Genomic DNA, 15362 nt, shown 5'->3' with positions numbered 1-15362 from the left:
CCGGATGTCGCTCCGCTCATCCGGGCTACGGGTCAGGAGAAAATTATCACGGCGCCGGGATCGACAACAGGCTGGAAATGCTGCGGCCGCGGATGTCGTAGACGCGGGCGAACACCACGTCGTCCCGCTTGATCTCGACCATGACAGGCGCGGTGAGACCCTTGCAGTAGAACTCGCCGAGCGTCATGGCGAAATCAGCCGCGTTGGAATCCCAGCCGATCGTGAAGTCGGGCCCGAGCGCGACCTGGGCCGGGCGCTGCGGACCGCACACCGCGACCTTCCATTTGCGGTTTGCAGGCGGCACTTCCTGGCGCTCGACGAGCTGCTCGCGCAATTCGTCGGAGGCCTGCTTCAGCGCGAGGCCCCAATAGTCCAGCATGAAGCGGTCGTCGGCGCCGCGCACGGTGCCCGCGATGTGATTGAAGTGCGTGTACTGATAGGGGTGCAGGCGGATCATCTCGGCGAGCGACAGCGCAAGGCCAAAGCAGAAGGTGGCGAGCACGACCGGCTGCCAGGTGCGGTGATTGGCGCGCAGGCGCTCCATGGTCCAGGCGAAGGCGACGCCGCCGAGCACCGCCATCGGCGGGATCACGAAGACGAAATGGCGGATACCGTTGTACAGGGCCGGGCGCTTCACCATCGCGATCGCGAGCGGCAGGGTCGCAGCCAGCGTCAGCATCAAGAGGATGGTCTTGCGGCGCGCCGGAACCTCGCGTCGCGGTAGCAGCGCAAACGTGCCGACTACGGCGCCGCCCGTCAGCACCAGCATCACTTCCGGCAGCTGCAGCGCGAACAGCGTCGGCAGATAGGACCAGGGCATGTCCGGCACCGACACGATCGCGCCGTCGAACATCTCCTTCCACGGCTTCTCGAAGAAATGCGAGAAGTAGGTCAGTGCCTCGAAGGGATTGCCGGGCTGCATGATCGACCACGGCCAGATCAGGCCCATCACGAGGTAGCCGAGCACGAGGCCGGGCAGCAGCACATAGACGACATGGGCGAAGCGGCGGACGGACTCGCGCAAACCTTCGGTGCGCAATTCCTCCAGGAACAGCGGCATGAAACCGAACATGGCGTAGACCAGTGCGAGCCCGCCGAGAACACGGCAGCCCAGCGAAAGGCCGGCACCCAGGCCGACGATCAGGACCGTGCGCGACGACGGCTGCGGATATTGCTCGGCGAGCCGGACGAGGCCGAGCATCAGGATGATCATGGCCACCGCGAAGGGCGCATCCTTCGGGTTCATGAACATGTGGCCGTAGAAGATCGGGCAGAGCGCGAGTAGGAGCAGTGCCGCGAGGCCTGCGAGCGGTCCGCCGACGCGGCGGCCGAGCCGCCAGGTCACGGCGAGCCCGATCACGCCGACGATGGCGCCGACCAGACGGCGCGTCTCGAACAGCTCGAGCGGAATGACCTTGTGGAGCAGGGCCGCGATCATGTCGAAGCCGCCGCCATACATGTAGAGATTGGCGAAGGAGAGCGCCGCGGTGTCCCTGAAGCCGGAACCGAACATGCGCAGCAGCAGGTCGGCGTATTCAGCGTGAGTGTAGTCGTCCCAGCCGAGCCCGTAGTCGCGGAAGGTCAAGCCCGCAATGACGGCGACCGCGGCCAGCACCAGCATGGCGAGATCGTCGCAGGTCCGTTCGACCGAGCGCCGTAAGGGCGTGTCGATCGCCGAGGTCGTGATGGATGTCATGGCTATCGGTGCCCCGGAATCCCCTCTCGGCCCTGCTGGTGCGCGGGGGCCTGCTCCCCGGACTCCGTATAGCGCAGTTCCATTACCAAGTAATTGGGCATTATGGCTAAATTCCTGATGCGACGCAGCAATTCCGATTACTTGAGAGCAGCCTAGCAGTAGCGAGCCGGAGCTGAAGGGAATGTGAATAAGTCCCTGATTTCCTTCCCTTTAGGAACACTGCCTAGAATTGGCCGTTGGCGAGGAACATCGTATGGCGGTATCGTGGCTTCGCGGTTGTCGCGTGCGGCTGCGCGGCCGGGGGTGAGTTCGATGAATTTGGCATTGTTGATCGTGGGGATTTGCGCCGTCCTGGCGGGTCTCCTTGCGATCATTTTCGGCCTGACGATCAGGGAATTCAGCCTCGGTGGGACTCTCATAATCTCCGGCACCATTGGCGTCTGCTCCGGAATGTTACTGGTCGGCCTGCATCTGGTGCTGCGTGAGCTCAAGAGCATCGCTCGCCGGCTGACCGGCGTGGTCGCCCCGTCCGAGGTTCGGGTGAGGCCCGTGCTGCCGGGCCTCGCCGTGCCTGGCGCGGTCGCGCCCGAGCCGGTGCCCGCGGCGGCGCCGCCGCCGCCACCGTCCGCAGCTCCGCCGCCGTGGCAGAGCGAAGCTGCTGCGCGCGAGCGTCCGCGCGTCGAGGGACCGCAGGAGCCGGAAGCTCCTACACCGCCCGCCGCTCCGGAGGCGCCGCGCCGGCGCAACCTGCTGTTCGCCTCGACCTCGCGCAAGGAGCGCGAGCGCGCGGAGGCGAAGGCCACTGAAGGTGCGCCGCCGCAACCGCCTGCGGAACCCCGTGAGGCCCCGGACCTTCCGCCCGCGAGCTTTGACGTTGCTTGGCCGAAGCCGGACCGCATGCGCCCGCCGGAGCCGCCGGCCGCCCCACGCCGTCCGCCGCCGCGCTCCCCGTCGACCTTTGCGGAGGCCGCCCCACCGCCTGCAACCGAGCCGCCACCACCTGCCGAGCCGGCACCCGTGACCGTGCTCAAATCCGGCGTCGTCGACGGCATGGCCTATTCGCTCTATTCCGACGGCTCGATCGAGGCGCAGATGCCGGAAGGCATGATGCGCTTTGCATCGATCGACGAGCTCCGCGCCCATCTCGACCAGCGCGGTTGAGGCTGCCGCGTGTAAGTAAAGCGGCGCCGTTTCGCCAGTAATCAGCGCATTGTCCTCAGTTGTCTATTTCAGTCGAATGTATTCTTGACAGGGAATACTTCGGTGTCGTCAATCCCGTGAGAGTTAAGCGGGAGAAGGGATGGGCGCATGTCGGATGCGGGCGCGAAGAATTTCATCGAGCTGACCGCGAGCATCGTGTCGGCCTATCTCAGCAACAATCCGACGCCGGCGGCTGAGATCCCGAACCTTATTAGCCAGGTGCATGGCGCCTTGGTGCGGGTCTCGTCAGGGCGCGCCGAGACCGTACCGCTCGAGCCGGCCAAGCCGGCCGTCTCGCTGAAGAAGTCGATCGCGCCCGACTATCTGGTCTGTCTGGAGGACGGCAAGCGCTTCAAGTCGCTGAAGCGCCATCTGCGTACGCAGTATAACATGACGCCGGAGCAATACCGCGAGAAGTGGGGCCTGCCGGCCGACTATCCCATGGTCGCCCCGAACTATGCGGTGGCGCGCTCGCAGCTGGCCAAGCAGATGGGCTTGGGGCAGCAGCAGCGGAAGCGGAAGTAATTCCGGGCGCAGATCTCGTAGGGTGGGCAAAGCGAAGCGTGCCCACCACCTCGAGCGCGATTGAAGAATGCTGGTGGGCACGGCGCTAGGGCGCCTTTGCCCACCCTACGAAGCTGCGAAGCTTCTCACGTCGCTTCCGCGAGCGCTTCTTTCGCGTCGGTCTTGATGCGCTCGACCATCGAGCGCAGGCCGTTGGAGCGCTGCGGCGTCAGATGATCGCGAAAGCCGAACTCGTTGAACACGGCGATCGCATCGGTATCGAGGATCTCCTGCGGCGTGCGGCCCGAATAGAGCGCGAGCACGATCGCGACCAGCCCGCGCACGATATGGGCGTCGCTGTCGCCGCGATATTTCAGGATCGGCGCGCCATTACCGCGATCTATCAGCTTCTGCAGCCAGACCTGGCTGACGCAGCCCTGCACCTTGTTCGCGGCGGAGTGTTCCGCCTCCGGCATCGGTTCCAGGGTACGGCCGAGCTCGATGACATACCGGTAGCGGTCGTCCCACTCGTCCAGGAGCTCGAAATTGTCCCTGATTTCGTCGATCGTCGTCATCTTGGCCCACAGTTCCCGTTAAGGCCAATATAGGGACGCGAGGACGTGAAATCGATAGGGATCAGGCGCTAATTCGCTGGTCCTGGGCCGCGCCATTCCAGCGCGAGGTCGTCCTGGGTTAGGGTATCGCGCGGTGCCTCGTTTGCGGCAGCGTCGCCTTCGCCGGCCATCGCGATCGAGCCGGTGTGGTCGGGCGCCTTCTTGGTGTCGTTCTTGTTGCCGTCATTCTTGTCGTTGGTGATCTGCTCCTTCTTGTCGTTGATGATCTGGTAGAGCTTTTTCGCACCGTCCTGGGCGCGCTGGCCGATGATGGTCGCGGCCTGTCCGCCGACCTCGCAGGCCGCCGGCTGGCGCTTGCAGAACTGGGTCATGTCGGAGACGGCCGCAGTCGCAGCCTGCACCGCGTCGGCGGCGCCGATCTGCGGCAGCTTCTCCGATTCGGGCGTCTTGTCCCGGGGCAGGAGCACCAGCACCAGCCCGAGCCAGAATGTGATGCGAAGCAGAAAGCGCATCTTATCGACCTGTCCGTTAGAGTCCGCCCGCGGCGATCTCCGCGGATGTCGGACCTAGCAACCCTCGATAAATCGCAAGTGATTGCCTTGAGCTTAATTCGCGGAAAATTGACGCAAGATTCTTTGGAAGCGACGGTCTCGTAAATTTTCGATTGATGCCACGCCCGTGATTGTGCTGGTCGCCCCGCGTCCACCAATTCGAAACCATGCGGACGACGATGAAACCCTGTGTTCACCATCCGCAGCGAAGACGTCGCCAAATCGTCTAAAAAGCTCCGCGATAACGCGGTGTCCGGCCGCACGCGGCACCGCCTTAGCACTCGTTTAAGGTCGCTCTGACACGGTGGCTCAACGACAAGGAGGCGTTCCGGCGCGTCTTCTCAGACGATTGAGCCGAAGCGCGAGACCCGTGACAGTTTTGAGTATCATCCGCGATTGTCTCGATGCACTGCTGCATCCCTCCGCGCGCTACGATGCGCTGATGCGAGCGCGCCATCGTGCCTTCATGGCACCGCGGCTGCTGGGCAGCCTGGCAGCCTTTGCCGCATTCCCGGTCTATCTCGCCATGCGCGGCGCGCCGAGCGCGATCGAGGTCGCGGCCTTTGCCTGGCTGATCGCGCCGATCATGTTGTCCTGGTTCCTGTCGCGCACTGGCCGTTATGAGGGCGCGCATGTACTGTCGTCGCTGGCGCTCGCCGGACTGATCATGGCGGTCGCGGCCACGACGGGCGGCATCGAATCATTCGCCGCGGTCTGGCTGGTCGTGGTTCCCCTCGAAGCTGCGCTGTCGGCCTCGCGCCGCGTCGCGGCGTTCGCCTCGCTGCTCGCGCTGTCCTGCGCCGGGATGCTGATCCTGATCAGCCAGCTCGGTTGGTTGCCGGTGGAGGAGCCGAGCGCGGCCGAGCGCGGCGTGCTGATGGCCTTCGGCGTCGCGTCCGCGACCCTCTATGCCGCAGGCCTCGCCTTCGGCGCGGAATCGCTCGCGCGCACCAGCGTCGCGCTCTTGTCGCGCGAAGAGGAGCGTTACCGCCTGCTGGCGCGCAACATGAGCGACGTGATCTCGCGGCATCAGCGCAACGGGGCGGTGCAGTTCATCTCGCCGGCGGTGGAGACCATGCTCGGCATGCAAGTGGTGCAACTGCTCGGCCACGGCCTGTTCGACCGCGTCCATGTCGCAGATCGGCCGGCCTATCTTACCGCGCTCTCCGACGCGGCGCGCGGCGACGTGCGTAGCGTCGAGTTCCGGCTGCGGCGCGAGCCTGTCGGTTCTGAGCGCGATCAGGTCGATTTCATCTGGGTCGAGATGCGCTGCCGCCCGCTCGATCAGGATCTGGGCCGCCCGGACACTGATCGTGAGGCCACGCGCGAAGCCGAAGTCGTCGCCGTGATGCGCGACGTCACCGACCGCAAGCTCTCCGAGCAGGCGCTGGATCAGGCGCGCAGCGCCGCCGAGGCGGCCGATGCCGCCAAGACGCGATTCCTCGCCACCATGAGCCACGAGCTGCGCACGCCGCTCAATGCCATCATCGGCTTCTCCGAGATGATCGCGCAGGAGCAGACCCTGATGCTGGGTGCGGCCCAGCGCAAGGAATACGCCCAGCTCATCAACGATTCCGGCCAGCATCTGCTGTCGGTCGTCAACGGCATTCTGGACATGTCGAAGATGGAGTCGGGCAATTTCGAGATTTCATCGGAGCCGTTCGCGCCGCGCGCCTCGCTGCTCCATTGCTGCAATCTGCTGGCGCTGAAGGCGCGGGAGAACGGCATCGACCTGATCACCGATGCGCCGCAGGACCTGCCCGTCATGACCGGCGATCCAAGGGCCTTCAAGCAGATCGTGCTCAACCTCATCGCCAATGCCATCAAGTTCACCGAGCGCGGCGGTCAGGTCTGCGTATCCGCCGGCGTGTCTGGTTCGCAGCTGACGCTGCGCATCAGCGACACCGGCGTCGGCATCGCACCTGACGACCTCAAGCGCATCGGCGCGCCGTTCTTCCAGGCCGGCAAGACCTATCAGCGCCGTCACGAAGGGACCGGCCTCGGACTTTCGATCGTCAAGAGTCTCGTGGCGTTGCATCTCGGCGAATTGACGGTACAAAGCAGGTTGGGCGAGGGCACCGCCGTCACCGTCAAGCTGCCGCTCGTCTATACGCCGCCGCAAGACAGGCCGGCCCATGACAAGGCGAACGCGAGCAAGATCGCGACGCTGACGCCGGCGCTGCGCCAGGACCTTCAAGACCAAACTCACGACCAGTCTCAGGATCAACCCGCTCTGGTGAAGAAAAGTGCCTAAGAAGTCTGCCAAGGACGAAGCCGCTCCGCGCCGCCGTGGCGCCAAGGCCGCGGTCATCGACGTCGAGACCGAGCGCAACCTCGTGATGCGCGTGCTGCTGCACAGCCCCAAGGATACGCTGGCCGGCCTCGTCGCCGTCGCCGCGATCACTGCGATCGTTGCCAATGCGCTGTTCCTCCAGACCGGCCGCCATCCTGCGCCGATGTTCGGCACGGTGATCAATCTTCCCGCGCCGTCCTCGGTGCCGCTGTCGAATCCCATGCCGCGTCCGCGCCCTGTCGGCGCCGATACCTCGCCGCTCGAGCCGCGGGCGACGGAGTTTCGCGTCGAACCGAAGCCTGTCGAGCGCGCCGCCGAGAAGGCGCCCGAAAAGCCCGTCGAGGCGACGGCCTCGACGCGCTCGAACGATCCGATGACCAATCTGGTCAAGGCGACGACCTCGACGCCACCCGCGGCCCTGCGTCCGCCGGCGCCGATTCCGGTGCAAAGCCCGGCCGCGCGGCGCATCGCCGGCGTGCAGCGCGCGCTGTCCGAATATGGCTACGGCAATCTGAAGATCACGGGCACCATGAGCGGGGAGACCCAGTCCGCGATCCAGAAGTTCGAGCGCGAGCACAAGATGCAGGTCACCGGTCAGGTGTCCGATCGGCTGCTGCGCGAGCTTGCCGCTGCGATCGGCCATCCCGTCGAATAGCCGCACGAGCTGAGGCTGGCGTGAGACCTCGCGCTGGCCTATCGTCGGATTCATGCGTTTGAAATCCAACATTTGGGTGGCGGCTTACTTGCGCCGCTGCCAGGCCGAGGGCGTGTTCGGCGCCGTACGGCGCCGCGGTGCCGAGGAGGCGGGCGCGGTGTTCGTGAAGGTGTCGCTGCTCGACGGCAATGCGATGCTGTACGTGCCGGCGCCGCAGACCGTCTATGAGGACGGCCGCCCCGTCGACCGCTTCTTCGTGCCGATCGCGCCGCAGCCGCTGCCGGACCACACCATCGAGGAACGGCTGACCAAGGAGATTCGCTTCGATCCGGACGCCTGGATCGTCGAGACCGAGGACCGCGCAGGCCGGCATTTTCTGGAATTGGCGAGGAGCTGATTGGTGCCTCCACCGTCATTGCGAGCGTAAGCGAAGCAATCCAGAATCTTTGCTTCGTCGCAAGTGCTCCTCGAAATGACAAGATGGGGGCCGGCGCGCGCGGCCAGCTAAAGAGTTTCATTTTTCGATTGCGCAAATTGTTGCTACGGTTCAGCCGGATGTCGGAGTTCATCGCGTGAGGGCCGTCCATGCAGCCAGCAACGCAGTACGCCAGGAGCGGCGACGTTCACATTGCCTACCAGGCGTTTGGCGATGGTCCGATCAATGTGGTCCTGGTTCCCGGATTCGTGTCCAACGTAGAGAATTACTGGGACGAGCCTAATTTCGCTCGCTTTTTGAGGCGGCTGGCCGGTTATGCACGTGTGGTGACCTTCGATAAGCGCGGCACCGGCATGTCAGATCGGGTCGCTGAACTTCCTGGTCTCGATCAGCGCATGGACGACCTCCGAGCCGTCATGGATGCGGTCGGCATGGAGCAGGCGGCGCTGATCGGGATTTCCGAAGGCGCTCCGCTATCGATTTTATTCGCGGCGACCTATCCGCACCGTTGCCGTGCGCTGGTGCTCTACGGCAGCTTTTCGCGCTTTTCGTACTGGTTCCCGACCGACGAGGCGCTCGCGGCCTTCTTTGGTTATGTCGAGCAGGCGTGGGGCACGGGAGGCAGCGTGCAAAGGTTCGCGCCGTCGCGGGCAAATGACGCAGCTTTTCAGCGTTGGTGGGGACGGAATGAGCGGCTCGGAGCCAGCCCGGCTGCCGTGGCCGCTCTCATGCGTATGAATAGTCAGATCGAAATCAGCGGGATTTTGCCGGCGGTTCGGGTGCCAACTCTCGTGATTCACAGGACCGGAGACAGGACCGTCAATGTCGAGGGTGGACGCGATGTGGCGGCAAATATTCCCGGTGCTCGCCTTATCGAGTTTCCGGGTATCGACCACCTTTTGTGCGTTGGTGAGAATGCCGATCAGATATCCGATGCAATCGAGGAATTTCTGACCGGATCACGGGCAACGGTCCCAATCGATCGCGTCCTCGCTACGGTGCTCTTCACCGACATTGTTGGTTCCACCGAGAAGGCTGCCGCACTCGGCGACAAGCGGTGGCGCGATCTCCTTGACCATCATCACGTTACGATCCGTCGCAATCTCGCGCGCTTTTGCGGCCGTGAGATTAAAACGATCGGCGACGGATTTCTCGCGACTTTTGATGGTCCCGCTCGCGGGGTTCGCTGCGCCTGTGCCATTGCCGAGGAGATTCGACTGCTAGGCATTGAAATCCGTGCCGGACTTCATACAGGCGAGTGTGAAATGATCGGCGAAGATGTTGGCGGTATCGCGGTTCACATAGGCGCGCGCGTTGCGGCGCTCGCTCGGCCAAACGAGGTTTTGGTCTCGAGCACGGTGAAGGATCTCGTCGCCGGCTCTGGGTTACGGTTTGCCGACCGCGGTCTCCGATCCCTCAAGGGTATTCCTGGGGAATGGCGTATATTCGCAGCCGAGCGTCAATGAATGTAATGCCGATATTGACCTAGCGGTCCGACGATCCGCCGGTGCCGGTGCGCACCGCGGGGCTCGTGCCCGGCTGCACGCCCGGCCGCGGCTGGCTCGCGCCCGCGCGCGCCCGCTGGCGTTCGTCGTCATGCAGCGCGGACTGATACTTCGCGCGCGTCACCGCGAGCGTCGAGCCGCGCCAGGCTGCCAGCATCACCAGCGCCGAGCGGTCGCCGAGGCGGTCGTAGAGCCGCGACAGCCGGTACACGGCATTCACGGACGTGCCGATCTCGGGCTTGAAGAACAGCAGGATGCGCTGGAAGACCGGACTCGGCATGTCGAGCGCGCGCGCGGCAACCGCGAGCGCCTCGCCACCGGCATCGTCGACGATCTGGGCTGCGACGCGCGAGGGCAGGATCAGGCTGTCGCCAAGCTCGAAGGTGAAGTTCTCGATGTCACCCGCGATCGCCGCCATCTCCAGGATCTGGATCGCGCGCTTGGCGCGCGCGGTCGGAATGCGGGGGGCGGCCTTCAGCGGGGTCTGCGCCAGATTGTGCAGGATCAGCGCGCGCTCGGAGGCGCCGGCGCGGAAGAACATGTCGTGGATCTCGGCCGCCTCCTTCGGCTGCATCGCCATGTTGGCGGCCATGCGCTGCTCGGCCTCGCTCGGCGCGCGCGCCGGAGTGGGCGCAGGCGGCGGAGCGGAAATGTCCCGCGCCAATGGAATCCTGCGGCCTTCCTGGGTCGCGACCAGCCCGAGCTTCTGCAGGATCGGGACAGGCGTCTGCGGATAGACCGCGAGCCGCGCCTTGACGGCGGCGCGCGTCGCATCGTCGACCTGGTCGATCAGCCGCGTGGCGAGCTCGACGAACTGCCGCTGCTCGTCGTCGCTGTGGGTGCTGGTCTGGACATAAAGGTCGGTCAGCACGCGCAGCAGCGTCGGACGGACATCGACACCTTCGCGACGGGACAGGGTCATCAGCCCGTCGAATCCGGGAAACAGCGACTTGGTCATGGAGGCGTACGCAACTCGGGAAAGATACTTGGGGGCGAGCCTAGCGCAGGTTCTTTTAAAGCCTCGTTAAGGAAAACGAGGCGTGAAGCTGGCCCTGCAATTTGAGGCGTTGTCGTGCCGCAACGGGACGGCGCGGCGCGCCCGTGCGGTTACGGTCCAAGGAGCACGTTTACACCCCGTTAACCATGAACTGATCTTAATGAATGCATGTTGCAGGGGCGCGTTCGGTCGCGCGGCAATTGATGAGAGCTGGCATGGGGACCATCATTGAATTTCCGGCCGGTCGCCGGGTGGGCTCGTCGGGGGATGTCGCTCCGCGCGCGGATATGGGAATGGTCGTGATCCTTCCCGTGATCCGCATCGAGCGTGAGGTGGACGAAACCAGCGGCGATCGCGGGCCGGAGCAGGGCACAGCGCCGCGGCGCCGTCGCCGCCGTCGCTGACATCCGGCTTCATGCGATGCCGGACACCATCCGCCAGATCCGGCCTGTCCTATCGGCCGTCCTGCTCGCGCTGCTTGGCGCGGCGCTCTGCGCCTGCAGCGGCGGCGATTTCGGCCGCACCCGCGCCGACATGCGCAGCGACGACATGCATCGCTGGCTGGGCGCGGAGGTCACCTCCAGCGTCGGCTTGACGCCCTCGCAATTCCAGCTCACCGACGAAGAGCGCCAGCTGCGCGATCTCGCCTATCCCATGATCGAGCCGCCGCTGTCGCGCCCCGCATGGAAGAGCGTGTTCGGCGACTACAAGCCGCTGCCCTCGCCCTGGCGGCAGAAGATCGTGTTCGACCGCACCATGTATGGCCGCACGCTGATCGACGAGCCGCACCGCTCGCATTCCTCGCGCTATGCGCAGCTGATCGAGGACGTCCGCAACGACATCACCCGCTTCGAGCCGTTCTTCGCCAGCGCGATCCGCGTCATCGATCTCGACAGGAAACGCAATGCCAGCATGGCGCGCGTCTCCGCGCTCTCGCCGAGGGAGAGGGACGACGCGGTCGCGCGCATGCAGGAGAACTCACTGATCATCCAGTGGGTGCAGCAGTGCCTGGAGCAGCGTATCTCGTCCTACCGCTGGGCGCTGGAACGCCTGGTGATCCAGGCCCCCGACGGCATGGCCGCCGATGCCGACCGCCTGATCGGCGAGCTCGCCGCCCAAACCGCCAATCCGCCGGTCGCGGCACAGCCGCCTTACGGACGCGCGGTCGTCTCGAAGGGCTGACCTGTCTGGCCTGCGCGTGTGCCACCGATGCGCAGTATCCGCGTCGGTTCAAAGGGAGCCGCCGGCTCCAAGCTCACGCGTGATCCACTCGGCGAAAACGCGGACGGGCCGCCGCTGCCGGCTTGCACGCGGAAAGACGAGATGATGGCCGACATAGCGGATATCGACGGAGCGTCCGGCGAGGGGGGCAACCAGTCGCCTGGTCGCGATTTCCCGTTCGGCAAGCCGGGTTGATTCCAGCGTCACGCCGAGGCCGCTCGACGCCATCGCGATCGCCAGGAAGCTGCGATCGAAGCGCATGCCGTGAATAGCCGGCGCTTCGAGCCCGTTGGCGGTAAACCATTGATGCCACTGCACCTGCTTCACTTCCGAGCGGATCAGCACCTGGTCGAGCAGGTCCTTCGGCTTGCGGATTTTCTTCGCCAGGTCGGGCGTGCAGAGCGGCGTCACGGTCTCTTCGCCGAGCGGGATGACCTCGACCCCCTCGGCTCTCGGTTGCCCGTACACGATGTCGATGTCGAAATCGTCGTTGCTGAACCGGGCATATTCGGTGTTGGCGGCGAGGCGGACCTCGAGCTTGGGCTCGGCGGCCATGAAGCGGGCGAGGCGCGGGGCGAGCCACTGGGCGGCAAAGCTCGGCGCGCAGTGCACCCTCAGCAATTGCGGGCCGCGGCCGGCGACCTCCTCGAGGCCGCGGCGAAGATTATCGAATGCGGCGCCGGCATGGCGCATCAGGTTCTCGCCTGCTGGCGTCAGGCGCACCGCGCGGGCACTGCGTTCGAACAATATCGTGCCCATCGCGCTTTCGAGTTTGCGAATGGCGTGGCTCACCGCACTCGGCGTCAGATGAAGCTCGTTCGCCGCATCCCGGAACGAGCCGGTGCGCGCAGCCGCCTCGAAAGCGCGGACGGCGGATATCGGGATACTGGACAGCAGCATGCGACGAGTGAACCAAATTCACCTATGCAAGACAACAGCGCGTTTGTCGGAAAGCAGGCTGGGGCTTAACCAACTGATCAAGAACAGCGGCGCCCCTCGGGAGCTTCGCCACAGCCATTCAGGGAGGATCAGATGCTGCTTCGCGGCAAGACTGCCATCATCACCGGCGCGGCTTCGCCGCGGGGCATCGGCCTTGCCACGGCCCGGCGATTTGCCGCCGAAGGCGCCCGGGTCGCCATTCTCGACATCGATGGTCCGGCGGCGGAAGACGCGGCGCGCAACCTCGAACCGATCAATGGCCAGCCGCATCTCGGCCTCGCCTGCAACGTCACCGACAAGGACGCCTGCATCAGGGCGGTCGCAGCGGTCATCGCCAAGTTCGGCCAGATCGACATCCTCGTCAACAACGCCGGCGTGACCCAGCCGGTGAAGCTTCTCGACATCAAGCCGGAAGACTGGGACCGCATCCAGGACGTCAACCTCAAGGGCATCCTGTTCCTGTCGCAGGCCGTGATCCCGCACATGCAGAAGCGCAGAAGCGGATCGATCGCCTGCATGTCCTCCGTCTCCGCCCAACGCGGCGGCGGCATCTTCGGCGGACCGCATTATTCGGCAGCCAAGGCCGGCGTGCTCGGGCTCGCCAAGGCGATGGCCCGTGACTTCGGGCCCGACGGCATCCGCGTCAATTGCGTGACGCCCGGCCTGATCGGCACTGATATCACCGCCGGCAAGCTCACGGACGAGATGCGGGCGAAGATCCTCGAGGGTATTCCCCTCGGACGGCTAGGCGAGGCCGCCGACGTCGCCGGCATCTACACCTTCCTCGCCTCCGATCTGTCGGCCTACGTCACCGGCGCGGTCATCGACGTCAACGGCGGCATGCTGATCCACTGAGCGAGGAGGGCGACACGTGGCAACACCGACACTCGCAAATGCGCCGACGCTCGCACAGCGCGCCCGCAACATCCGCCGCAATGCGCTGCTGATGGGTGAGGTCCAGGGCCAGGGCTATATTGCGCAGGCGCTCGACATCGCCGACGTGCTGGCGGTGGCCTATTTTCACGCGATGCGCTTTCGCCCCGAAGATCCCGCCTGGGAAGGCCGCGACCGCTTCCTGCTGTCGAACGGGCACTATGCGATCGCACTTTATGCGGCCCTGATCGAGGCCGGGATCATTCCGGAGGCGGAACTGGAAACCTACGGTTTCGACGAGAGCCGCCTGCCGATGTCGGGCATGGCCTCCTATACGCCGGGCATGGAGATGTCCGGCGGCTCGCTCGGCCTTGGCCTCGGCATCGCCGTCGGCATGGCGCTCGGGCTGAAGCGGAAGACATCGGCGGCGCGCATCTTCACGCTGTTCTCGGACGGCGAACTCGACGAGGGCTCGAAATGGGAGGCCATCATGTCGGCGGCCCATCACAAGCTCGACAATCTGATCGCAATCGTCGACGTCAATAATCAGCAGGCTGATGGTCCCTCCAAGCAGATGCTCGGCTTCGAGCCTCTGGTCGACAAGCTCGAAGCGTTCGGCTGGTTCGTGCAGCGCGTCGACGGCAACGACCTCGATGCGGTGGTGGGGGCTTTCGATGCCGCGATGGCACATGCCGAGCCGAAGCCCCGCATGATCGTTGCTGACACCTTGATGGGCAAGGGCGTTTCCTTCCTGGAGCAGCGCGAGAAGAACCATTTCATCCGCGTCGAGCCGCACGAATGGCAGCTCGCGCTGTCTGCACTGAAAGCGGGAGAGCAGCCATGACGACCGCCAAATCGAGCCCTTCGGCCAAGCCGCGCCTGACCACCTCGGCCATGATCGCCTCGATCGCGGCGGAAGGGCAGCGCACCAAGCCGGCTCCATTCGGCCACGCGCTCGTCGAGCTTGGCCGCAGCCGCGAGGACGTCGTCGGCATGACCGCTGATCTCGGCAAATACACCGACCTGCACATCTTCGCGCAGGCCTTTCCCGATCGTTACTACCAGATGGGCATGGCCGAGCAGCTGCTGTTCGCCGCAGCCTCGGGGCTCGCCGCCGAAGGCTTCATGCCGTTCGCGACCACCTATGCGGTGTTCGCCTCGCGCCGGGCCTACGATTTCATCCACCAGACCATCGCGGAAGAAGACCGCAACGTGAAGATCGCCTGCGCGCTGCCCGGCCTGACCTCGGGCTACGGACCGAGCCATCAGGCCGCCGAGGACCTCGCGTTGTTCCGTGCGATGCCCAACATGACGGTGATTGATCCCTGCGATGCGCACGAGATCGAGCAGATCGTGCCGGCCATCGCGGCGCATCGCGGTCCGGTCTATATGCGGCTGCTGCGTGGACAGGTACCTTTGGTGCTCGACGAGTACAATTACCGCTTCGAACTCGGCAAGGCCGCGCTGCTGCGCGACGGCGGCGACGTCCTGATCATCTCTTCGGGCATCATGACGATGCGCGCGCTGGAGGCGGCCCAGGCCTTGTCGGATGACCGCGTCAACGCGGCGGTTCTGCACGTGCCGACGATCAAGCCGCTCGACACGGATGCGATCTTGCGCGAAGCCGGCAAGCCCGGCCGCCTCGTCGTCGTCGCCGAGAACCACACCGTGATCGGCGGCCTCGGCGAAGCCGTGGCTTCGCTGCTGATGCGCTCGGGCGTTCATCCGGCATTCCGGCAGATCGGACTTCCGGACGAGTTTCTCGCCGCCGGCGCGCTGCCGACGCTACATGATCGCTACGGCATCTCGACCGTCGAAGTGACGCGGCAGATCAAGGAGTGGCTGCGCTAGCGCAGCCACCGTTCACCACCGATCAGGCCAACATGCTTCGCAGCGCTGCTGCGGAGAAGGAGAGCT

16 protein-coding genes are annotated in these 15362 nt (G+C 65.2%); 11 read left to right on the top strand and 5 right to left on the bottom strand.

The window, feature by feature from the left end:
• Positions 1-46: 46 nt before the first annotated feature.
• On the bottom strand, positions 47-1696 hold the full coding sequence (locus P6U29_RS28090) for a glycosyltransferase family 39 protein (protein ID WP_407113450.1): 1650 nt from the start codon (positions 1694-1696) through the stop codon (positions 47-49).
• A 312-nt stretch (positions 1697-2008) separates the two neighbouring features.
• On the opposite strand from P6U29_RS28090, the gene P6U29_RS28085 reads away from it, so the two are divergent.
• Together P6U29_RS28085 and P6U29_RS28080 are read left to right on the top strand one after the other, a co-directional pair.
• Positions 2009-2857, top strand: a complete 849-nt coding sequence (locus tag P6U29_RS28085) for a DUF308 domain-containing protein (RefSeq protein ID WP_407113449.1) — start codon at positions 2009-2011, stop codon at positions 2855-2857.
• A gap of 147 nt (positions 2858-3004) precedes the next feature.
• Positions 3005-3421, top strand: coding sequence for a MucR family transcriptional regulator (locus P6U29_RS28080; protein ID WP_407113447.1), 417 nt, complete (start codon positions 3005-3007; stop codon positions 3419-3421).
• A gap of 125 nt (positions 3422-3546) precedes the next feature.
• Here P6U29_RS28080 and P6U29_RS28075 read toward each other — a convergent pair whose 3' ends face one another.
• Both P6U29_RS28075 and P6U29_RS28070 read right to left on the bottom strand, forming a co-directional pair.
• Positions 3547-3975, bottom strand: a complete 429-nt coding sequence (locus tag P6U29_RS28075; protein WP_407113445.1) for a SufE family protein — start codon at positions 3973-3975, stop codon at positions 3547-3549.
• A 68-nt stretch (positions 3976-4043) separates the two neighbouring features.
• Positions 4044-4487, bottom strand: a complete 444-nt coding sequence (locus P6U29_RS28070) for a DUF5330 domain-containing protein (protein ID WP_407113444.1) — start codon at positions 4485-4487, stop codon at positions 4044-4046.
• A 409-nt stretch (positions 4488-4896) separates the two neighbouring features.
• On the opposite strand from P6U29_RS28070, the gene P6U29_RS28065 reads away from it, so the two are divergent.
• From P6U29_RS28065 to P6U29_RS28050, 4 genes are all read left to right on the top strand, one after another.
• A complete protein-coding gene (locus tag P6U29_RS28065) occupies positions 4897-6780 on the top strand; it encodes a PAS domain-containing sensor histidine kinase (RefSeq protein ID WP_407113442.1) in 1884 nt (627 codons plus the stop codon).
• Positions 6773-7474 carry a peptidoglycan-binding domain-containing protein gene (locus P6U29_RS28060; RefSeq protein ID WP_407113440.1) on the top strand — a complete coding sequence of 234 codons (702 nt, stop codon included), beginning with the start codon at positions 6773-6775 and terminating at the stop codon, positions 7472-7474. The genes P6U29_RS28065 and P6U29_RS28060 overlap by 8 nt, the downstream gene beginning before the upstream one ends.
• A gap of 52 nt (positions 7475-7526) precedes the next feature.
• Positions 7527-7871, top strand: coding sequence for a DUF1491 family protein (locus P6U29_RS28055; RefSeq protein ID WP_407113439.1), 345 nt, complete (start codon positions 7527-7529; stop codon positions 7869-7871).
• A 188-nt stretch (positions 7872-8059) separates the two neighbouring features.
• Complete coding sequence (locus P6U29_RS28050; protein WP_407113437.1) at positions 8060-9376, top strand: adenylate/guanylate cyclase domain-containing protein; 1317 nt, start codon at positions 8060-8062, stop codon at positions 9374-9376.
• A gap of 19 nt (positions 9377-9395) precedes the next feature.
• Here the strand turns inward: P6U29_RS28050 and P6U29_RS28045 are convergent, their stop codons facing one another.
• Positions 9396-10373, bottom strand: coding sequence for a DUF2336 domain-containing protein (locus tag P6U29_RS28045; protein ID WP_407113435.1), 978 nt, complete (start codon positions 10371-10373; stop codon positions 9396-9398).
• A 254-nt stretch (positions 10374-10627) separates the two neighbouring features.
• Between P6U29_RS28045 and P6U29_RS28040 the strand changes: the two genes are divergently transcribed.
• Positions 10628-10816, top strand: coding sequence for a hypothetical protein (locus P6U29_RS28040; protein WP_407113433.1), 189 nt, complete (start codon positions 10628-10630; stop codon positions 10814-10816).
• 16 nt (positions 10817-10832) lie between these two features.
• Positions 10833-11594, top strand: coding sequence for a hypothetical protein (locus P6U29_RS28035; protein ID WP_407113431.1), 762 nt, complete (start codon positions 10833-10835; stop codon positions 11592-11594).
• Positions 11595-11642: 48 nt separating this feature from the next.
• Here P6U29_RS28035 and P6U29_RS28030 read toward each other — a convergent pair whose 3' ends face one another.
• Positions 11643-12530 carry a LysR substrate-binding domain-containing protein gene (locus P6U29_RS28030; RefSeq protein ID WP_407119437.1) on the bottom strand — a complete coding sequence of 296 codons (888 nt, stop codon included), beginning with the start codon at positions 12528-12530 and terminating at the stop codon, positions 11643-11645.
• A gap of 135 nt (positions 12531-12665) precedes the next feature.
• Between P6U29_RS28030 and P6U29_RS28025 the strand changes: the two genes are divergently transcribed.
• Genes P6U29_RS28025 through P6U29_RS28015 form a run of 3 tightly spaced genes read left to right on the top strand, consistent with a single transcriptional unit; the run spans position 12666 to position 15296 of the window.
• Positions 12666-13427, top strand: coding sequence for an SDR family NAD(P)-dependent oxidoreductase (locus P6U29_RS28025; protein ID WP_407113429.1), 762 nt, complete (start codon positions 12666-12668; stop codon positions 13425-13427).
• A gap of 16 nt (positions 13428-13443) precedes the next feature.
• A complete protein-coding gene (locus P6U29_RS28020) occupies positions 13444-14289 on the top strand; it encodes a transketolase (RefSeq protein WP_407113428.1) in 846 nt (281 codons plus the stop codon).
• Positions 14286-15296 carry a transketolase family protein gene (locus P6U29_RS28015; protein ID WP_407113426.1) on the top strand — a complete coding sequence of 337 codons (1011 nt, stop codon included), beginning with the start codon at positions 14286-14288 and terminating at the stop codon, positions 15294-15296. Before P6U29_RS28020 ends, P6U29_RS28015 begins: the two co-directional genes overlap by 4 nt.
• Positions 15297-15362 lie beyond the last annotated feature (66 nt).

The organism is Bradyrhizobium sp. LMG 9283 (assembly GCF_045571415.1).
GTDB lineage: Bacteria > Pseudomonadota > Alphaproteobacteria > Rhizobiales > Xanthobacteraceae > Bradyrhizobium.
The sequence above is the reverse complement of the archived record's forward strand: the minus strand, read 5'-3'. Positions and strand labels throughout refer to the sequence as shown.